This is a genomic window from Mesobacillus sp. MER 48 (assembly GCF_023714225.1).
In the GTDB taxonomy this organism is placed as follows: domain Bacteria; phylum Bacillota; class Bacilli; order Bacillales; family Cytobacillaceae; genus Mesobacillus; species Mesobacillus oceanisediminis_A.
Genome location: NZ_JAMAUR010000011.1, coordinates 1 through 18,436, shown reverse-complemented (window position 1 = coordinate 18,436; position 18,436 = coordinate 1). Strand labels below are relative to the sequence as shown.

General features: G+C 47.0%; 19 protein-coding genes, 1 rRNA gene and 1 other annotated feature. Of the genes, 2 read left to right on the top strand and 18 right to left on the bottom strand.

Going from position 1 to position 18,436, the window contains the following annotated elements; genetic code table 11:
• Nucleotides 1-49: 49 nt before the first annotated feature.
• The 10 genes from rpmG to ispD all read right to left on the bottom strand — a co-directional run bounded on the left by rpmG (nucleotide 50) and on the right by ispD (nucleotide 8,636).
• A complete protein-coding gene (gene rpmG, locus M3593_RS21825; protein WP_079504286.1) occupies nucleotides 50-199 on the bottom strand; it encodes a 50S ribosomal protein L33 in 150 nt (49 codons plus the stop codon).
• Nucleotides 200-345: 146 nt separating this feature from the next.
• Nucleotides 346-996: an RNA polymerase sporulation sigma factor SigH gene (gene sigH, locus M3593_RS21820; RefSeq protein ID WP_079504287.1), complete on the bottom strand. Its 651-nt coding sequence runs from the start codon at nucleotides 994-996 to the stop codon at nucleotides 346-348.
• A 68-nt stretch (nucleotides 997-1,064) separates the two neighbouring features.
• A complete protein-coding gene (locus tag M3593_RS21815) occupies nucleotides 1,065-1,574 on the bottom strand; it encodes an NYN domain-containing protein (protein ID WP_144481274.1) in 510 nt (169 codons plus the stop codon).
• Nucleotides 1,575-1,576: 2 nt separating this feature from the next.
• Nucleotides 1,577-2,362: a 23S rRNA (guanosine(2251)-2'-O)-methyltransferase RlmB gene (rlmB, locus tag M3593_RS21810; RefSeq protein WP_144481289.1), complete on the bottom strand. Its 786-nt coding sequence runs from the start codon at nucleotides 2,360-2,362 to the stop codon at nucleotides 1,577-1,579.
• Between the two features lie 199 nt (nucleotides 2,363-2,561).
• Entirely contained in the window at nucleotides 2,562-2,966 is a 405-nt protein-coding gene (locus M3593_RS21805) for a Mini-ribonuclease 3 (protein WP_251544846.1), read from the bottom strand.
• Nucleotides 2,967-2,969: 3 nt separating this feature from the next.
• Nucleotides 2,970-4,367: a cysteine--tRNA ligase gene (gene cysS, locus M3593_RS21800; RefSeq protein WP_251544829.1), complete on the bottom strand. Its 1,398-nt coding sequence runs from the start codon at nucleotides 4,365-4,367 to the stop codon at nucleotides 2,970-2,972.
• Nucleotides 4,348-5,043 (bottom strand): serine O-acetyltransferase, encoded by a 696-nt coding sequence (gene cysE, locus M3593_RS21795; protein ID WP_144481276.1) that lies wholly within the window; start codon nucleotides 5,041-5,043, stop codon nucleotides 4,348-4,350. The genes cysS and cysE overlap by 20 nt, the downstream gene beginning before the upstream one ends.
• Before the next feature lie 532 nt (nucleotides 5,044-5,575).
• Nucleotides 5,576-5,815: a binding site (T-box leader), on the bottom strand.
• A gap of 68 nt (nucleotides 5,816-5,883) precedes the next feature.
• Nucleotides 5,884-7,341: a glutamate--tRNA ligase gene (gene gltX / locus M3593_RS21790; protein WP_251544828.1), complete on the bottom strand. Its 1,458-nt coding sequence runs from the start codon at nucleotides 7,339-7,341 to the stop codon at nucleotides 5,884-5,886.
• 73 nt (nucleotides 7,342-7,414) lie between these two features.
• The gene (gene ispF / locus M3593_RS21785) at nucleotides 7,415-7,897 is read right to left on the bottom strand and encodes a 2-C-methyl-D-erythritol 2,4-cyclodiphosphate synthase (protein ID WP_251544827.1); all 483 of its coding nucleotides are present in this window, start codon (nucleotides 7,895-7,897) and stop codon (nucleotides 7,415-7,417) included.
• Nucleotides 7,898-7,940: 43 nt separating this feature from the next.
• Nucleotides 7,941-8,636: a 2-C-methyl-D-erythritol 4-phosphate cytidylyltransferase gene (gene ispD, locus M3593_RS21780; RefSeq protein ID WP_251544826.1), complete on the bottom strand. Its 696-nt coding sequence runs from the start codon at nucleotides 8,634-8,636 to the stop codon at nucleotides 7,941-7,943.
• Between the two features lie 127 nt (nucleotides 8,637-8,763).
• On the opposite strand from ispD, the gene M3593_RS21775 reads away from it, so the two are divergent.
• Nucleotides 8,764-8,949 carry a hypothetical protein gene (locus M3593_RS21775; protein ID WP_251544825.1) on the top strand — a complete coding sequence of 62 codons (186 nt, stop codon included), beginning with the start codon at nucleotides 8,764-8,766 and terminating at the stop codon, nucleotides 8,947-8,949.
• 128 nt (nucleotides 8,950-9,077) lie between these two features.
• Here M3593_RS21775 and M3593_RS21770 read toward each other — a convergent pair whose 3' ends face one another.
• From M3593_RS21770 to M3593_RS21740, 7 genes are all read right to left on the bottom strand, one after another.
• Entirely contained in the window at nucleotides 9,078-10,169 is a 1,092-nt protein-coding gene (locus M3593_RS21770) for a PIN/TRAM domain-containing protein (RefSeq protein WP_144481281.1), read from the bottom strand.
• A gap of 280 nt (nucleotides 10,170-10,449) precedes the next feature.
• Nucleotides 10,450-11,523 (bottom strand): DNA integrity scanning diadenylate cyclase DisA, encoded by a 1,074-nt coding sequence (disA, locus tag M3593_RS21765; RefSeq protein WP_144481282.1) that lies wholly within the window; start codon nucleotides 11,521-11,523, stop codon nucleotides 10,450-10,452.
• A gap of 4 nt (nucleotides 11,524-11,527) precedes the next feature.
• Nucleotides 11,528-12,907, bottom strand: a complete 1,380-nt coding sequence (gene radA / locus M3593_RS21760) for a DNA repair protein RadA (protein WP_144481283.1) — start codon at nucleotides 12,905-12,907, stop codon at nucleotides 11,528-11,530.
• Between the two features lie 231 nt (nucleotides 12,908-13,138).
• Nucleotides 13,139-15,577 carry an ATP-dependent protease ATP-binding subunit ClpC gene (gene clpC / locus M3593_RS21755; RefSeq protein ID WP_144481284.1) on the bottom strand — a complete coding sequence of 813 codons (2,439 nt, stop codon included), beginning with the start codon at nucleotides 15,575-15,577 and terminating at the stop codon, nucleotides 13,139-13,141.
• Between the two features lie 4 nt (nucleotides 15,578-15,581).
• Entirely contained in the window at nucleotides 15,582-16,664 is a 1,083-nt protein-coding gene (gene mcsB, locus M3593_RS21750; protein WP_144481285.1) for a protein-arginine kinase McsB, read from the bottom strand.
• Nucleotides 16,665-16,666: 2 nt separating this feature from the next.
• Nucleotides 16,667-17,212, bottom strand: a complete 546-nt coding sequence (gene mcsA / locus M3593_RS21745; protein WP_144481286.1) for a protein-arginine kinase activator protein McsA — start codon at nucleotides 17,210-17,212, stop codon at nucleotides 16,667-16,669.
• A gap of 28 nt (nucleotides 17,213-17,240) precedes the next feature.
• A complete protein-coding gene (locus M3593_RS21740; RefSeq protein ID WP_144481287.1) occupies nucleotides 17,241-17,702 on the bottom strand; it encodes a CtsR family transcriptional regulator in 462 nt (153 codons plus the stop codon).
• 173 nt (nucleotides 17,703-17,875) lie between these two features.
• Here M3593_RS21740 and M3593_RS21735 point away from each other — a divergent pair, with 173 nt between their 5' ends.
• Nucleotides 17,876-18,055 carry a hypothetical protein gene (locus M3593_RS21735; protein ID WP_251544824.1) on the top strand — a complete coding sequence of 60 codons (180 nt, stop codon included), beginning with the start codon at nucleotides 17,876-17,878 and terminating at the stop codon, nucleotides 18,053-18,055.
• A 256-nt stretch (nucleotides 18,056-18,311) separates the two neighbouring features.
• Here M3593_RS21735 and rrf read toward each other — a convergent pair.
• A 5S ribosomal RNA gene (rrf, locus tag M3593_RS21730) occupies nucleotides 18,312-18,427 on the bottom strand.
• Nucleotides 18,428-18,436 lie beyond the last annotated feature (9 nt).

Below are 18,436 nucleotides of genomic sequence, written 5' to 3'. Positions count from 1 at the left end.
TGTAACCTCCAACTTATCGGAATTCCATATGATGATCTATCTGAAAACCTTATTTCGTTTCCTTATGAACTGTATGGGCACCACAGTTGCTGCAGTACTTTTTCAGCTCCAGCCGTTCCGTTTGCGTTTGCTTGTTGCTCGTAGTGGAATAATTGCGGGACCCGCATTCCTGACAAGCAAGAGTCACTTTGTTGTTCATTGACATCTACACCCGCTTCAACAGGCGGAATTCTATGAAACCGCCATCTATTATATCTTTAAAAAGATAACACGGCTGATAGATTGTGTCAATAAGAGCTTTTGGGAGTAAAAGTCAGTTTTATGGCTATTTTTCGTCAATTTCGCCTATACTGACAGCTCTCTCAGTTCAAGATACCTTTCAAGCTTCCGCTTCACACGCTGAAGCGCGTTGTCGATGGATTTGACATGGCGATTCAGCTCTTCGGAAATTTCCTGATAGGATTGTCCGTCCAAATACAATGCGAGCACTTTTCGTTCAAGGTCACTCAGCAGCTCTGACATTTTCACTTCAATCTGGTCAAACTCTTCCTGATTGATAAATAACTCTTCGGGGTCCATCACTTTGGCTCCGGATAAAACATCCATCAGTGTCCTGTCCGATTCTTCATCATAAATCGGCTTGTCCAGGGAAACATAGGAGTTAAGCGGGATGTGTTTTTGCCTTGTGGCCGTCTTGATGGCCGTAATGATCTGACGGGTAATGCATAGTTCTGCAAATGCTTTGAATGATGTTAGCTTGTCCTCCCGGAAATCACGGATTGCTTTATATAGCCCGATCATTCCTTCCTGCACGATGTCCTCTTTATCTGCTCCAATCAGGAAATATGAACGTGCTTTCGCCCGAACAAAGTTCCTGTATTTGTGAATCAGAAAATCAAGTGCATCACTTTCTCCTCTGTGAACTGCTTCAACAATTTCTTCATCTTCCAGCAATAAATAAGCGTCATTTAAACGATTCCCGATGTCAGCACTCATTTCGATCCCCCCGCCCGCACATACAGTTAGAAATATTATACAGCAGGCTTTTTTAAGGCGTCAACAGGTCATTGCTCTCCTCTGCGCCATTTTTCAAAAATTTCTGCCACTTCTTTTGTAAGCGGAATCTTTGCACTTGGCTTCTTCTCCTGGATCACTTTCACGCTTTTTTCTATTTTTTTACTGATTAAATTTGTTTCATTAAGCAGCTCCCTTGCTGATTTCCGTAAGGCTCCCTGTCCAAAAATCGCCCATTGCTCGGTATAGTCAGAGGTGGCTACATGAATTTGCGTTTGGCGGTTGCTTAGTTCGATCGCCAGCCTTTCAATCCGTTCATCGGCCGTTTCATTTTCTTTCGTGAAAATTACATCGACTTTATAATTTTTATATTTCTTTTGTGTGCCTGATACAAAATAAGCGTCAAAAACAATGATGACGCGATAGCCGGTATATGCCTGGTACTCAGCCATGATTTCCACCAGCCTATCCCTGGCCGCTGAGAGTTCTTTCTTCTTGAGGCTGACCAGTTCCGGCCATGCGCCGATTATATTGTAGCCGTCAACAAGCAGGATATCCATTCCTATTCCCCTAGAGGTTGACGTTTGCGGTAAACTTCATACATCAAAAGCGCTGCGGCCACTGATGCATTCAAGGAAGTCACATGCCCAGCCATCGGCAGGCTCAATAGGAAATCACATTTATCCCGGATCAGCCTTCCCATGCCTTTTCCTTCGCTGCCAATTACCAGGCCCAAAGGTAATGTGCCATCCATTTGGCGATAATCCTGTTTCGCCGATGCATCGGTTCCGGCAATCCAGACACCGCGTTCCTTCAGTTCATCGATTGTCTGTGCCATATTCGTGACCCTCGCAACCGGGATATATTCGATTGCACCCGTAGATAGTTTTGCTACTGTAGACGTCAGTCCCACAGCTCTCCGCTTAGGAATGATAATTCCATGCGCTCCTGAAGCATCAGCTGTCCTCATGATTGATCCAAGATTGTGAGGGTCCTCAATTTCATCAAGGAGCAAAAAGAAAGGAGCCTCATTTTTCTTTTCCGCTGCCGCGAACAGATCATCTATCTCCGCATATTCGTAGGCTGCTACCTGGGCGATGACACCCTGGTGATTGCCATCAGCAAGCTGGTCGATCTTCTTTTTCGGGACGAATTGAACCATGACATTGGCTTCCCTTGCCATTCCGATGACCTGTTGCATTTGTCCGCTCTGGGAGCCTTCCGCAATCAGGATCTTGTTGATGTCACGATCTGATTTCAGTGCTTCAATGACTGGATTTTTGCCAATAATATAATCCTGGTTTTCATTTTGCTCCCGCTCATGTTCAGGTTTTTGCCTTTGCTTCATGTCACGGCCAGCTGCGGGTTTCTGGACACGTTTTGTATTATGGTCCTGGTTCCTGGCTTGTTTTCTCTTAGGTTTGTCTTCCGGTTTCTGCGCCAGGTTCCGCGCAGGTTTCCGGTTTTTATCGTCATCCTGCTTCTGCCTGGTGTTCCGGTTCTGTTTTTGCGTTTGTCTCTGGCTCATCTGGAACCCTTCCTCCTATCTATTCTTCAGCGAGTGCAAATACTTTGGCAATCAGTTCTTCTATCCGGCTTTCATTCCCTGCCAGATGTAAAGAACCGATCAAGGCCTCAAAGGCTGTACTGTAACGATATGTTTGGACATCGGTGTTTTTCGGGACTGAGCCTGACTTCGCATTGCGGCCCCGTCTGACAATGGCCATCTCATCTTCGGACAGCTCATCCATTTCCATCAATTTATGGAGGTACTTCGCCTGTGATTTTGCTGAAACATAAGCGGTCGCTTCCTTGTGCAGCTGGTTCGGCCGCACCTTCCCGCTGTGCAGCAGGTGATGCCGGACATACAGTTCGTACACCGCATCACCCATATAAGCAAGCGCAAGGCTGTTCAATTGTTTTTCATCCACTCGTTTTTCGTAATGCAGCATCATTTAGCCTCTTTTCCATCTGATGCCCTGAGGAGTGTCCTCAATGATGATGTTCATTTCCTTCAGCTGGTCACGGATTTCATCTGCCAGCTGGAAGTTCCTTTCCTTCCGTGCCTGGGTCCTTTTTTCGATCAGTGCCTCGATTTCTTCATCCAACAGCTCTTCATCCTTCAGTGACAGACCGAGAACGCCGAATAAAGCTTCGAATTCATTGATGAATGACTGGATCACTACTGCAGAAGTATTCTTCTCCATCAGGTACAGATTGGACAGCTTCGATAGGTCGAACAATACGGACACACCATTTGCTGTATTGAAGTCATCGTCCATTTCCTTGATGAACTGACTGCGGAGCGCAGCGATTTTATCGAGCCATTCCTGATTGTTATCGGTCAATTCAGCACTTGCATCCATGCGGTGTTTCAGGTTCTGGTAGGAAGTCTTCAGGCGCTCGAAGGCAGCCTTCGTATTTTCAAGCAGCTCCTCGCTGTAGTTGATTGGATTGCGATAATGCACGGACAGCATGAAGAACCTTAACACCTGCGGATCATGCTGCTTGATGATTTCATGCACGGTGACAAAATTGCCAAGTGATTTGGACATCTTCTCATTATCGATATTGATATAACCATTATGCATCCAGTATCGGGCAAACGTCTTTCCTGTCAACGCCTCTGACTGGGCGATTTCATTTTCATGGTGAGGGAATGCAAGGTCCTGGCCTCCTGCGTGGATATCGATTGTATCCCCAAGATATTCACGTGCCATTGCCGAGCACTCGATATGCCATCCCGGACGGCCTTTGCCCCAAGGACTGTCCCAGGAAATCTCGCCTTCCTTTGCTGTTTTCCAAAGAACAAAATCAAGTGCGTCTTTCTTCTTCTCTCCGACCTGGATCCTTGCTCCAACCTTCAGCTCTTCGATCGATTGATGGGAAAGCTTCCCGTATCCTTCGAATTCCCTCGTGCGGTAATAGACATCCCCGCCGGACTCATAGGCAAAGCCTTTTTCAATCAAGGCACCGATGAATTCGATGATCAAATCCATTGTCTCGGTCACCCTTGGATGTGCATCGGCCTTTTTGCAGCCAAGTGCGTGGACATCCTCGAAATAGGCATTGATGAAGCGCTGAGCGATGGTCGGTACATCTTCGCCGAGTTCGTTCGCGGCTTTGATGAGTTTATCATCGACATCTGTAAAATTAGAAATATATCTGACCTCGTAGCCGCGGAATTCAAGGTAGCGGCGCACCGTATCGAAAACAATAGCCGGACGGGCATTTCCGATGTGGATATAGTTATAGACGGTAGGTCCGCAGACATACATCTTCACTTTTCCCTCTTCCAGTGGGATAAACTCTTCTTTATTGCGGGTAAGTGTATTATAAATTTTGATTCCCATTTCCCATGCCCCTTCCTTGTTTCACAACTTCAATCTCTTCTTGTAATTTCACTAGTTCAAGTTCTTTTCTTAGTTTAACCAGTTCCTTTTCGATCTCCTGGCAGCGGTCAGAAACAGGGTCCGGCAAATCGCGATGATTGAAGTCCTTTTTGACCCTGACGCCATCCTGGATGACGATTTTTCCCGGAATGCCGACCACAGTAGAGTTCGGCGGCACATCCTTCAGGACAACCGACCCTGCCCCGACTTTAGAATTCTCCCCAATCGTGATCGAACCTAAAACCTTCGCGCCAGTCGCAATCAACGCATTGTCCATCACCGTTGGATGGCGCTTGCCTTTTTCCTTGCCGGTCCCTCCGAGGGTAACCCCCTGGAACACCGTCACATTATCACCGATTTCACAAGTTTCGCCGATGACGACGCCCATCCCGTGATCGATGAAAAACCTTCTGCCAATCTTTGCTCCCGGATGGATTTCAACCCCCGTAAAAAAGCGGCTGATCTGCGAGATGGCCCTTGCGATAAAATAAAACTTGCGCTTATAGAAAGCATGTGCCAAACGATGAGACCAGATCGCATGCAATCCAGCATATGTCAAAATCACTTCCAGCGCGCTTCTCGCAGAAGGATCTTGTTCAAACACAACTTCTATATCTTCCTTCATCATTTTAAACATGTTGAAACCCTCCTTCTTTTAAAAACTGATAGGGAATTTGCTCCTTTGTGAGCACCTTTAAAGCGGAGATTTGGTTATAGCCCAATTGTTTGGGATGTATGTGACCGAAATCTTGATCCTCTGGCTTTTTCGGGCACATATCAATGTTTTATATGCCCCGTTTCCACCCCTTGCCCTGAGACCGGGTACATACCCGTGTTTTATGTGCCCCGTTTCCACCCTTTGCCCTGAGACCGGGCATATATCCATGTTTTATGTGCCCCGTTTTCATCCCTTTGCCTGAAACCGGGAACATATCCGTGTTTTATGTGCCCCGTTTTCATCCCTTTGCCTGAGATCGGGTACATATCGGTGCTTTATGTGCCCCGTTTCCACCCCTTGCCCTGAGACCGGGCACATATCGGTGCTTTATGTGCCCCGTTTCCACCCCTTGCCCTGAGACCGGGCACATATCCGTGATTATCTGACCGGTAAGTGGCCACTCAGACTATTCCCGGAGTACACCATATAAAAAAGCGCCCCTGTCGTAAACGACAGAGACGCTTTGTATGCGCGGTTCCACTCTGTTTAGGCCGCCTTCAAATCCTGGCATGGCCTCAACTTCCGCCTGTTAACGGGAGGTCCCGCCCAATACTACTATGGCTATGTTTGCCTTTTCGCACAGGGACTCTGAGGCGCATTTCAAAAAATGAGGGGCCTGAACCACTTTCAGCCGGTGATGGTTCTCTCTAATAAGCGTCATTCTTCTACTTTTCCTCTTCAACACTTTGGTTTTATAGAATTACTCTTACTATATTACATTTTTGAAATTCTGTTAACTAAAAGAGCTTAAAAAAGTTATTAGCCCAAAAGTTTCTGGACTCTTTCCTTGACCTTGTCTTTCCCGATCAATTCCATCGCAAGCATCAGGTCCGGTCCATGTGTCTGGCCTGTCGCAGCCGCACGAATCGGCATGAAAAGCTTCTGGCCTTTATGGCCGGTACCTTTTTGGACCGCCTTCACCGCTGCCTTGATTCCATCCGCCTTGAATTCTTCAAGCTGCTCGATTTCTCCAAGGAATGCTTTCAGCACTTCAGGAACCTGTTCGCCTGCAAGAACTTCTTTTGCTTCTTCATCATAGTTTACCTCATCGCGGAAAAATAAATCCGACATCTCGACGATTTCCGCTCCGAAGCTCATTTTATCATGATACAGGGAGATGAGGTTGCGTACCCATGCTTCCTCTTCTGCACTACGATTCTCGCTGACCTTTCCAGCTTTGACGAGGTGCGGCAGTGCAAGCTCGAAAACCCTGTCAAGATCTGCTTTTTTCATATATTGATTGTTCATCCAGGCAAGCTTCTGCTGGTCAAAGAGAGCCGGAGATTTTGAAAGTCTGGCAGGGTCGAAAATCTCGATGAACTCATCCTTTGAATAAATCTCTTCTTCACCTGATGGAGACCATCCAAGCAGGGTAATGAAGTTGAACAGTGCCTCAGGTAAATAGCCAAGCTCCTCGTACTGCTCGATGAACTGGATAATGGACTCGTCACGCTTGCTCAGCTTTTTGCGGCTTTCGTTGACAATCAGCGTCATATGGCCAAACACAGGCGGCTCCCAGCCAAGCGCTTCATAAATCACAAGCTGCTTCGGTGTATTGGAGATATGGTCATCCCCGCGAAGAACGTGGGAAATCTTCATTAAATGATCATCCATGACAACCGCATAGTTGTAAGTAGGCGTGCCATCCTTCTTGACGATGACAAAGTCACCCATTCCGTCTGATTCAAAGCTCACGTCGCCTTTTACCATATCATCGAACTTCAGGATCTGGCCTGCAGGCACTTTGAAGCGAAGACTTGGCTGGCGTCCTTCCTGTTCAAACTGCTCGCGCTGTTCTGGCGTCAGGTTGCGGCAGCGCCCTGAATAATGTGGAGTCTCATTGCGTGCAGCCTGCTCCTCGCGCTCAGCCTCTAGCTCTTCCTCGGTGCAATAGCACTTGTAGGCATGACCTTTATCAAGAAGCTCCTGATTATATTGCTCATATATGTGGTTACGCTCTGACTGGCGGTATGGTCCATATTCGCCGCCAACATCGACGCTCTCGTCCCAGTCGATTCCAAGCCACTGAAGATACTTCAATTGGCTCTGCTCTCCGCCTTCGATATTGCGTTTTTTATCTGTATCTTCAATACGGATAATGAACTTTCCGCCTCTGTTGCGTGCGAATAGATAATTGAATAATGCTGTACGGGCATTCCCGATATGTAAATGTCCAGTCGGACTCGGTGCGTAACGCACCCGGATATCTGCTGACATAGTGAATCCTCCTCTAATATAGCTGTCCATTATTGTATCACTATCAATATATAAAGCGGAAGTAGCACCGAATTTATTTCTCTGTCTGCTTCAGCAATACGCTTGCCTGGGAAGCAATCCCTTCACCTCGGCCCGGGAATCCAAGCTTTTCTGTTGTCGTCGCCTTGACGTTCACCTGATCCGGTTCCCCCTCAAGCAATCCCGCGATCCTCTCGCGCATCGCTTCAATATGCGGGGCCATCTTTGGCTGCTGGGCGATGATCGTGCAGTCGATGTTGACGAGTTCATAGCCTTTTCCCTTCACAATCTTCCATACATGCTCAAGCAATTTTGCCGAATCGGCGTCCTTGAATTCTGGGTCCGTATCCGGGAAATGCCGGCCGATATCTCCTTCGCCAATTGCCCCCAGGCATGCATCTGCTACCGTATGTAAAAGTACGTCAGCATCCGAGTGGCCAAGCAGCCCTTTTTCATATGGAATCGTGATTCCGCCGATGATCAGCGGGCGTCCTTCCGTCAGTTGATGCACATCAAAACCTTGTCCAATTCGAAACATAGTGAATTACTCCTTTAAAAGTGCTGTTTTTTCCATTCTATTTTCAAACACCGGATTCATTCCGTTTGCGCAGAATGGCCTCGGCAAAATATAAATCTTCTGGTGTTGTCAGCTTTATATTATCATAGTCTCCTTCTATGATGCTCACTGGATGGGGGATACGTTCAACCAGGCTTGATTCATCTGTCCCGATGAACTGTTCCCTCGCTGCCTTGTTATGCGCTTCGAGCAAAACAGAGACGCGAAAAGCCTGGGGAGTCTGGACGGACCACAGACTGGAGCGTTCGACTGTTTCAGAAACCTGATTGTTGGCCGCTTTCTTGATTGTATCTTTTACAGGAACAGCTACGATTGCCCCGCCATCCTTGCTTGCCACATCCACGAGCTTGTGGATGGTCTCGATTTTGATGAATGGGCGTGCGGCATCATGCACAAGCACGATCCCATCCCGGGAACTTACGGCCATCAGCCCGTTGTATACACTGTCCTGCCTTTCCTGTCCGCCGGTGACAAGTGATGATACCTTATGTATACCATACTCATTCAATAAAGATTTAAACTCTTGCTCATCATCGGGATGGATGGCAAGAATGATGCCCGAGCATTCGGGATCAGCTTCAAACACCTTTAGCGTGTGGATGAGGATTGGGGTTGCTTCGAGCGTCAGCAGCAGCTTATTTTTCCCTGCTCCCATCCTTTTGCCCTGACCTGCAGCAGGAATAATGACCTGATAAGGCATAAAGAAAACTCCTATCTAATTTGAAAAGCAAGCGCCTTGGTCAGCCCCGACAAGCGCTGCCCGCCTAAAAACGCCACGTCCTGTGGCTGGCGGGTCTAGCACATCGTGTGCCACGGAGGGCCGAGCAGTGAAGTCGTTCTTTGACTTCATTGGGCGGACTGAAATCGAAATGTGCAGCCGACTGCCCAGAAACGCAAAAACTGGAGACTCCGACAAAGAAGCGCTTTTTGCTTCTGCCGGCGGAGTTGAAGTTTCGGAGTTTCTAGGAGGCGAAGCTAGACAAGCGACTCGAGGGGCTAGGCGCTGGAGCTAGACATTTTTCAATTTTTCGAAGTGAAATACATATAAAGGGGCAGCCGAAGCCCTGCTTCATGCCTTCAAGGAACTGGTGAAGGAAGCGGGGATCAACTGCCCATAAAGGCTTTTTTCGTCATGTAAAAATCAACTGATTACGCTTTTTTCCACGAGTTTGGGTTTCGCGAAAATCATTCTTCCTGCAGATGTCTGCAATACACTTGTCACGAGCACATCAATGCGTTTTCCGATATAATCGCGGCCTTCTTCGACAACAATCATGGTGCCATCATCAAGATAGGCGATGCCCTGGTTATGCTCTTTTCCATCCTTGATGACCTGAATGTTCAGCTCTTCTCCAGGAAGGACAACTGGTTTGACCGCATTGGCAAGATCGTTGATATTCAATACGGCCACCTTCTGCAATTCACAGACTTTGTTCAAGTTGAAATCATTCGTGACGACTACGCCATTTGTCAGCTTGGCCAGTTTCACCAGCTTGCTGTCGACTTCCTGGATATCATCAAAATCACCTTCATAAATTTCAACATTGATCTTAAGTTCCTTTTGAATGCGATTAAGGATGTCCAATCCGCGTCGGCCGCGATTGCGCTTCAACACATCCGATGAATCTGCGATATGCTGCAATTCTTCGAGGACAAATTGCGGGATTACAATTGTTCCTTCAAGGAATCCAGTCTGGCAGATGTCAGCAACCCTTCCGTCAATAATCACGCTGGTATCGAGAATTTTCCATTCTCTTGGACGTTCTTCTTTTTCCGTCTCTTCTTCAGCACCCTTTTTCTTCGACCTTGAAAATAAACCAAGCAGCTCATCACGTTTTTTGAAGCCGACCTGGAATCCCAGGTAACCAAATAAAAGTGTCAAAAGTGTCGGGGCAACAGTATTCACGACTGGCACCTGGATGGCATTCAATGCAAAACCAACCAAAAACGCCACGAGCAAACCAAAGAAAAGCCCGACACTGCCGAATAGGACATCCGTGATTGGTGCCTTGATCAGCGATTCTTCAGCCCACTTCACAAAATTGGTCACAGGATCGACGGCCCAAAAAGTAAGAAGATAAAAAATAAGTGCGCCCAAAACAGCAGTAACATAAGGATTATTGATGAGAGTCATATCTCCCGCGTTCATCAATGATAATAAATCAGGAATTAAGAATATACCAAGCGTTCCCCCAATGATCAGGAAGCAGGCTTGAATGATACGTCTTAACATCCTTTCACCTCCTTTTACTCATTATAAACAACTTCTAAAATTTGAAACCCTGCATATTGAAAACATTTTCGTTTTCAATCCATTTAATATACCCAAAGATTTATACGTTTCAACCTATGAAAAAGTTACGTTATTTGGCCAACATTTTTAATAGAAGCCGTTGTTAAAATATTCCTCTGAACAAAATAGTTAGCCAATATCCCTATAGGAGTAATCTCTTCTTTAAATTAGCACCGGCAAATGCGAGTGTCAATTAATAGGAAACCGCCAATGTGGTGCATTACATTTGGCGGTCTGCCATCAGCTGGTCCCTGATCAGTTTGAACCCTTCTTTGATTTTCCGCGCCCTTACTTCACCGATTCCCTCGACATCGTCCAGTTCTTCGACTGATGCGGAGATCATATTGGTAAATTTCCCAAATCGATTGACCAGATTTTCGGTGATGATCATCGGCAGCCGCGGAATTTTATTGAGCATCCGATATCCCCTTGGACAGATGAATTCGTCCATGTGCACATATCCCTGGTATCCGAGCAGTTTCAGGATGGTAGAATCCTCTATGACTCCCGACTTCGACAAGTCCTGGAACCTGGCCATCACATCCTCGGCCTTCATATCGTTTTCTGCAGAGTAATCCTTGATCACAAGCAGTGCCTCTCGTTCCATCTCAGATAACAGCTCCTGCATTTGCAGGCGAATCAGCCGCCCCTCCATGCCAAGCTCACTTAAGTATGTAAACAGCTCTGTCTTGATCCTCAGCACCATTTCGAAACGGTGGATGACCTGCAGCAAATCATTATAGGTGACAAGATTCTCGAATTCTAGGATTCCCAGATTGGTAATGCTCTGCTCGAGAACCACTTTGTATTTTTCGAGTGTCTGGATCGCCTGGTTGGCCTTTGTTAAAATGACGCCAATATCCTTCAGGGCATAACGAAGGTTTCCCTGGTAAAGGGTGATGACATTCCTCCGCTGGGAAATCGCAATGACCAGAGCCTTTGTCTGTCTAGCCACGCGTTCCGCTGTCCTGTGGCGCATCCCGGTTTCAGTTGACGGGACACCTGTATCGGGGGCAAGCTGGGCGTTGGCGAACAATATTTTACTGCCTGTATCATTAAGAATGATGGCGCCATCCATTTTCGCCAGTTCATAGAGAAAGCTCGGACTGAACCTGCAGTTAATCTCAAACCCGCCGTCCACGAGGTTTTTCACCTTCTCATTGTAGCCAAAAACAATCAGCCCGCCAGTATTGGCACGGAGAACATTATCGATTCCGTCCCTCAGCGGCGTACCGGGAGCGATAAACCGGAGGATTTCACCCAGCGCTTTTTCTTCAAGCTCCTTTTGTTCCAATCCATCAACCTCCTAAGGTGACTTTAAGTGCATGGCTGACAGATGATACACCAATCAACTCGACTCCCTGTGGAGGAGTCCATCCGCCAAGATTATTTTCTGGTAAAATAATTCTTTCGAAGCCCAGCTTGGCTGCTTCCTGAACACGCTGCTCGATCCTTGATACCCTTCGGACTTCCCCCGTGAGGCCAACCTCACCGATGATGCAATCAGAAGCACGAGTTGGCTTATCCCTGAAACTCGATGCGATGCTCACCGCTACAGCAAGGTCGATTGCCGGTTCATCCAGCTTCACCCCGCCGGCCACCTTCAAATACGCATCCTGATTGGCCAGAAGCAAACCGACGCGCTTTTCCAGCACCGCCATCAAAAGCGACACCCGATTATGGTCAATCCCGGTAGCCATCCTCCGAGGATTTCCAAAACTCGTCGGTGAAATCAGCGCCTGGATTTCAACCAGGACCGGCCGAGTTCCTTCCATCGAAGCGACAACCGTCGAACCGGAAGCACCCTGTGACCTTTCTTCCAAAAAGATCTCCGAAGGGTTCGCCACTTCCTCAAGGCCTGCTTCTTTCATCTCGAAAATGCCCATCTCATTCGTCGAGCCAAAACGGTTTTTCACCGCCCTGAGAATCCTGTATGTATGGTGCCTTTCTCCCTCAAAATAAAGAACGGTATCCACCATATGCTCAAGCAGCCTTGGACCGGCAATCGAACCTTCCTTCGTCACATGTCCGACGATGAAGATGGCGATGCCTTTTGTCTTCGCGATGCGCATCAGTTCCGCCGTACATTCCCTTACCTGCGACACGCTTCCCGGCGCAGAGGTAACTTCCGGATGGAAAATCGTCTGGATGGAATCGACGATGACAAAATCCGGATTGCTGTTTTCGATTGTCAGGCTGATTTCCTGCAGATTCGTTTCTGAATAGACAAAGAGATTGTCAGATGTGACTCCAAGCCTGTCAGCGCGCAGCTTCGTCTGCCTCATGGATTCCTCACCTGAAATATAAAGGACAGAATGAGCCTTTTTCGCCAGTTGATAGGATACCTGGAGCAAGAGTGTCGATTTTCCGATACCCGGATCTCCGCCGATCAAGACAAGTGATCCCCTGACAACGCCTCCGCCAAGCACGCGGTTCAATTCGTTGAGGTCCGTCTTAACCCTCGGTTCACTGACTGTTTCAATTGTAGTGATTGGTGTCGCCTTTGCCGCAATAGTGGTATTTCCTGTGTTTGCAAAAGCCCCCCTTCTTGTCGATCCAGTGCTTTCCACTTCCTCGACCATCTTATTCCATTGTCCGCAGCCCGGACATTTCCCCATCCATTTCGGAGATTCATAGCCGCATTCCTGGCACATGAATTTCGTTTTTCTTTTAGCCATTTTCTTAGCCTCTCAGTATAAATGTAGTTATCTATATAATAATGCTTAACAAGCAATAAAAGAAATGATAGCGGTTGGAGGATATATGTAATTTTCCAATGTTCTTTTCAGCAAGGCCAAAGCACATATCCTGTTGTTCATTTTTTTGCTGCTAATCAAACAGCCATATTGAAAAAAGGGGTACACGCATTTAAGTACGTATACCCCTTGAGTTTCACATGTTAAGCAATATTAGGACTTTGCGGATCCTTCCGGAGTCTTGACGACGAACTTCCCTTCTTCGACATCAATGACGACATTTTGCCCGGTAAGGACTGTTCCTTTCAGCAATTCTTCCGACAGCTGGTCTTCGATATGCTTCTGGATTGCCCTGCGCAATGGACGGGCTCCGTATTCCGGATCATAACCTTCTTCAGAAATCTTGTCTTTCGCCGCATCTGTGAGTTCAAGAGTGATTTCCTGTTCCCTCAAACGCTTCACAAGCTGATCGGACATCAGTGTCACGATTTCTTTCAGATGCGGTTTTTCAAGAGCATGGAACACGATAATTTCATCGATACGGTTCAGGAATTCCGGACGGAAGGCTTTTTTCAGCTCCTCCATGACTTTGCCCTTCATATCCTTGTAATCCTGTTCCCCATCCTGGATATTGAAACCGACATATTTATTGCGCTTCAATGCTTCAGCACCGACATTGGATGTCAGGATCATGATCGTATTGCGGAAATCGACTGTGCGTCCTTTAGAATCTGTCAAGCGTCCATCCTCAAGGACCTGCAGTAGAATATTGAACACATCTGGATGTGCTTTTTCAATTTCATCAAGCAGGATGACGGAATATGGCTTCCTGCGGACCTTTTCAGTCAGCTGGCCGCCTTCATCATATCCTACATAGCCTGGAGGCGAACCGACCAGACGAGATGTTGAATGCTTCTCCATATACTCGGACATATCGACGCGGATCATCGCATCCTCATCGCCAAACATGGACTCGGCAAGCGCCCTCGCCAATTCCGTTTTACCAACACCTGTCGGCCCAAGGAAGATGAATGAACCAATCGGGCGCTTAGGATCCTTCAAGCCTGCACGTGCACGTCTAACAGCCTTTGATACAGCCTTGACTGCCTCATCCTGTCCAATCACGCGTGAGTGTAGGATTTCCTCAAGATTCAACAGCTTATCTGTTTCAGTTTGTGCCAGCTTCGAAACAGGGATATTCGTCCAGCTGGAGACAACATTCGCGATGTCTTCCACTGTAACCTCACTGTTTTCCTTGCCTTGCTTTTCTTTCCAAGTCTTCTTCGTATTCTCAAGCTGCTCGCGCAGGCGTTGTTCTGTATCCCGTAAGGATGCCGCTTTTTCAAACTCCTGGCTTTGGACTGAAGCATCCTTTTCCTTGCGCACTTCCTCAAGCTTCACTTCAAGCTCCTTGAGGTTTGGAGGAGTTGTATAAGAGCGAAGACGGACCTTTGAACCTGCTTCATCAATCAGGTCAATCGCTTTATCCGGAAGGAAACGGTCTGAAATATAACGGTCAGACAGTTTTACCGCCGCTTCGATTGCCTCGTCTGTGATCGATACTCTATGGTGAGCTTCATAGCGGTCACGAAGCCCTTTTAAAATCTGGACAGATTCCTCTGCAGTTGGCTCATCCACTGTGATTGGCTGGAAGCGCCGTTCCAGCGCAGCATCTTTTTCGATATATTTACGGTATTCATCCAATGTCGTCGCCCCGATACATTGCAGCTCACCGCGGGCAAGTGATGGCTTCAGGATATTGGATGCATCGATCGCACCCTCTGCTCCGCCGGCACCGATCAACGTGTGAAGCTCATCGATGAAAAGGATGATATTCCCGGCCTGGCGGATTTCATCCATGACCTTTTTCAGACGGTCCTCAAATTCACCGCGGTATTTAGTGCCCGCAACAACTGTACCCATATCAAGAGTCATAACACGCTTGTCACGAAGGATTTCAGGCACTTCATTATTGACGATTTGCTGTGCCAGGCCTTCAGCGATCGCCGTTTTACCGACACCCGGCTCCCCGATCAGTACAGGGTTGTTCTTTGTCCGGCGGCTCAGCACTTCAATGACACGCTGGATTTCCTTGCTTCGGCCGATGACCGGATCAAGGCTGCCTTCCCTTGCGATGGCTGTCAAATCCCTTGCCAGACTATCAAGAGTCGGAGTATTGGCATTTGCCGTACCGCCTCCCTGATGGCCGGACGTTTCATTGCTGCCAAGCAGCTGAAGGACCTGCTGGCGCGCTTTATTCAGACTGACACCAAGATTGTTCAACACCCTGGCTGCAACGCCCTCTCCCTCACGAATCAAGCCAAGAAGGATGTGCTCTGTGCCTACATAGGAATGACCAAGCTTTCTCGCTTCATCCATGGATAGTTCAATCACCTTCTTGGCTCTAGGAGTATAGTGGATTGTCTGGGATGTTTCCTGGCCGCGGCCAATCAGATTTTCCACTTCCTTCTGGATCTTCTCTGCGCCAAGGCCGAGACCATAAAGCGCCTTAGCTGCTATGCCCTCACCTTCACGCACAAGGCCAAGTAAGATGTGTTCTGTACCGATATTGTTATGTCCAAGGCGGATTGCCTCTTCCTGTGCGAGTGCCAATACTTTTTGTGCTCTCTCTGTAAATCGTCCAAACATCATAAGATCATCCTCCTGACTCGTCTTTTGTTTCCATTTTCAGTCGTTCTCTTATTAAAGCAGCTCTGCGGATATCCCGCTCATTCGGTCTTAACGGCCCTCCCGCATATTGCTGCAAAAAACCCGGCTGAGTCAAAATCATTAATTCATTCAAAATTGATTTCGATATATTCTTTATATAACCCATATCTATTCCAAGCCTTAAATCAGACAGGCATCGTGCAGCTTCCTTTGTCTCGATGATCCTGCTGTTGGCAAGCGTCCCGTAAGAGCGAAACACTCTGTCTTCTAATTGTATGTTCGAAGTCTTCGCTAATGCTTCCCGCGCCGACCTTTCCTGAGATATTATCTGGCCGACGACACTTTTCAAATCATCCACGATATCATCTTCCGATTTTCCAAGCGTGATCTGGTTCGATATTTGAAAGATATTGCCCAGTGCTTCACTGCCCTCACCGTAAATACCTCTTACCACCAAACCCAGCTGGTTAATCGCCGGGACAATCCGGTTCATTTGCTGAGTCAGAACGAGGCCCGGCAGGTGCATCATCACCGATGCCCTCAGGCCAGTTCCTGCATTCGTCGGGCAGCTGGTCAGATAGCCAAATTTTTCATCAAAAGCATAGTTCACATACTCTTCAAGCCAGTCATCGATTTCATTGGCAGCCTTTAAAGCTTCAGTTAACTGGAAGCCCGGGAATAAACATTGAATCCTTATATGATCCTCTTCATTGATCATGATGCTAATTTCTTCATTACCCGACAAGAGCACTGCACCATGAACAGCGTTTTCCGCTAAATGCGGGCTGATTAAATGCTTCTCGACCAAAACCCGTTTCTTCATAGGTGGTATCTCATCCATTTTGATCATTTCCAGCTGTCCAAAGCCAGCTGCAGAAGTTTGGCTGGCACGCTCCATGATCGTGCCGATGACCGCCTCTGCCTCTCCATCGGTGAACAAGGTGGGAAAGTTATATTCATCAAGATTTCTTGCAAAACGGATGCGAGAGCTTAGGACAATATCTGAATCAGGACCATCATCACTCATCCAGGAGCTGACAGCCTGATTGATGAACTTCTCCAATGACAAGGCTACTCCCCTCCCTCTTGACCTGCTGACAATTTCCTTTCGAGTTCCCTTATCTGGTCCCTCGTCCCGGCAGCTTGCTCAAATTCTTCCTCAGAAATTTGGTGCTTTAGGGTCTGCTTAAGATGATCGATTGTCTTCCTTAAATGAAGGTCACCGCCGATCCTTTTCGGTATTTTTCCATTGTGCATGGAATTTCCGCTATGGAGTCTCCTGACAATTGGCGTCAATTGCTCCCGAAAAGCATCATAGCAGGTCGCACAGCCAAACCGGCCTACTTTTACAAACTGCGGAAATGTCATCGAGCACTGAGGGCACTGAGCAACTTGCTCAGTCTCAAAAGCTTCCTTTTTTTGTTCAAAAGCAGGCTCCATATTCAATAAACCGGCCAGCAAGCTATTGATCGAAAAAGCAGGGCCATTGCTCATCATGAACAAGTCACCTTTTTCCTGTGCACACTTTTCGCACAAGTGCAGTTCCGACTTTTCCCCATTTGAGTAATTCGTGAAGTGCAGCGTTGCCGGCCTTTGATTGCACTGTTGGCAAATCAATGCCCTCACCTCTTTGTCTGCTTTGGTATTATTTATACTTCAATGCCATCAGCATCGCCTTCAACATTCTCGCTCTCAGCTCATCCCGCTGCGGCAGCTCGATATACAGGACAGACCTGTCGAGTACACTCAGCATGATTTTTGCTTCACGGTCTGTGACTACATCTTCCTCAACAAGCCGGTAGATGACATCTTCAGCACTGCTTTGCGAAATTCTCGTCCGAATCAAAGACAGTAAATCATCAATCAAGTGTGCATGATCATAAGCCTGGACTTTGATGATCCGGATGTAGCCGCCGCCACCCCGTTTGCTCTCAACAAGATAGCCTCTTTCAATCGTGAATCTTGTATTGATAACATAATTGATCTGGGACGGCACGCATTGAAATTTATCGGCGATTTCACTTCGTTTGATTTCCAAAATGTCTTTATCGCTCATTTCCAAAACCTGCTTAAGGTAATTCTCAATGATGTCCGATATATTCCTCACTAAACCTCCCCCAATCTGACTTTGACTATATTTGACATTAATTATACAAAAAAATATTTTTTGTTGCAATCAATGCATCTTGTATTATTTTCGCCAAAATTATGTATGCCAAAACATGCCAATGAGGGGTGTGTTGGTTATTATACCCATTTCAGAGGGGGCGGAAACTTGTAATGAGAAAAGGAAATGAGATTTTTCGTAACATTATATGGGCAGGCGGAATCAATAGTGACTCTATCCGTGAGATAACTGGAGGGTGGTATTTGCTTGTGGGAAAAAGAGGATTTGGTGCTGATTCTAGGGTTATTTCATATCAAGCTAGGCGTTTTTGTTTGAAAATGTTTGCCAAATGAGTAGTTTTTACGGTAAAAGTGTACCTAAGAGTTCTTTTACGAGGATCCATTCAGAATTTTATTGGCGATTTTTTGATTTTATCGACCACATTTTCGAATTTATCGGCGGATTTACAAATATATCGACCAAATCCAGAGATATATCGACCACTTTGACAAAGATATCAACCAACCTGGCTAAACGGAAAAATTCTGCTGCTCATGAAAATTGATCAAAACACAAAAAAAGAACAGCCATTCAGCTGTTCTTTCGTGTGCCCGGCGGCGTCCTACTCTCACAGGGGGAAACCCCCAACTACCATCGGCGCTGAGAAGCTTAACTTCCGTGTTCGGTATGGGAACGGGTGTGACCTTCTCGCCATCGCCACCAGACTATTTGGT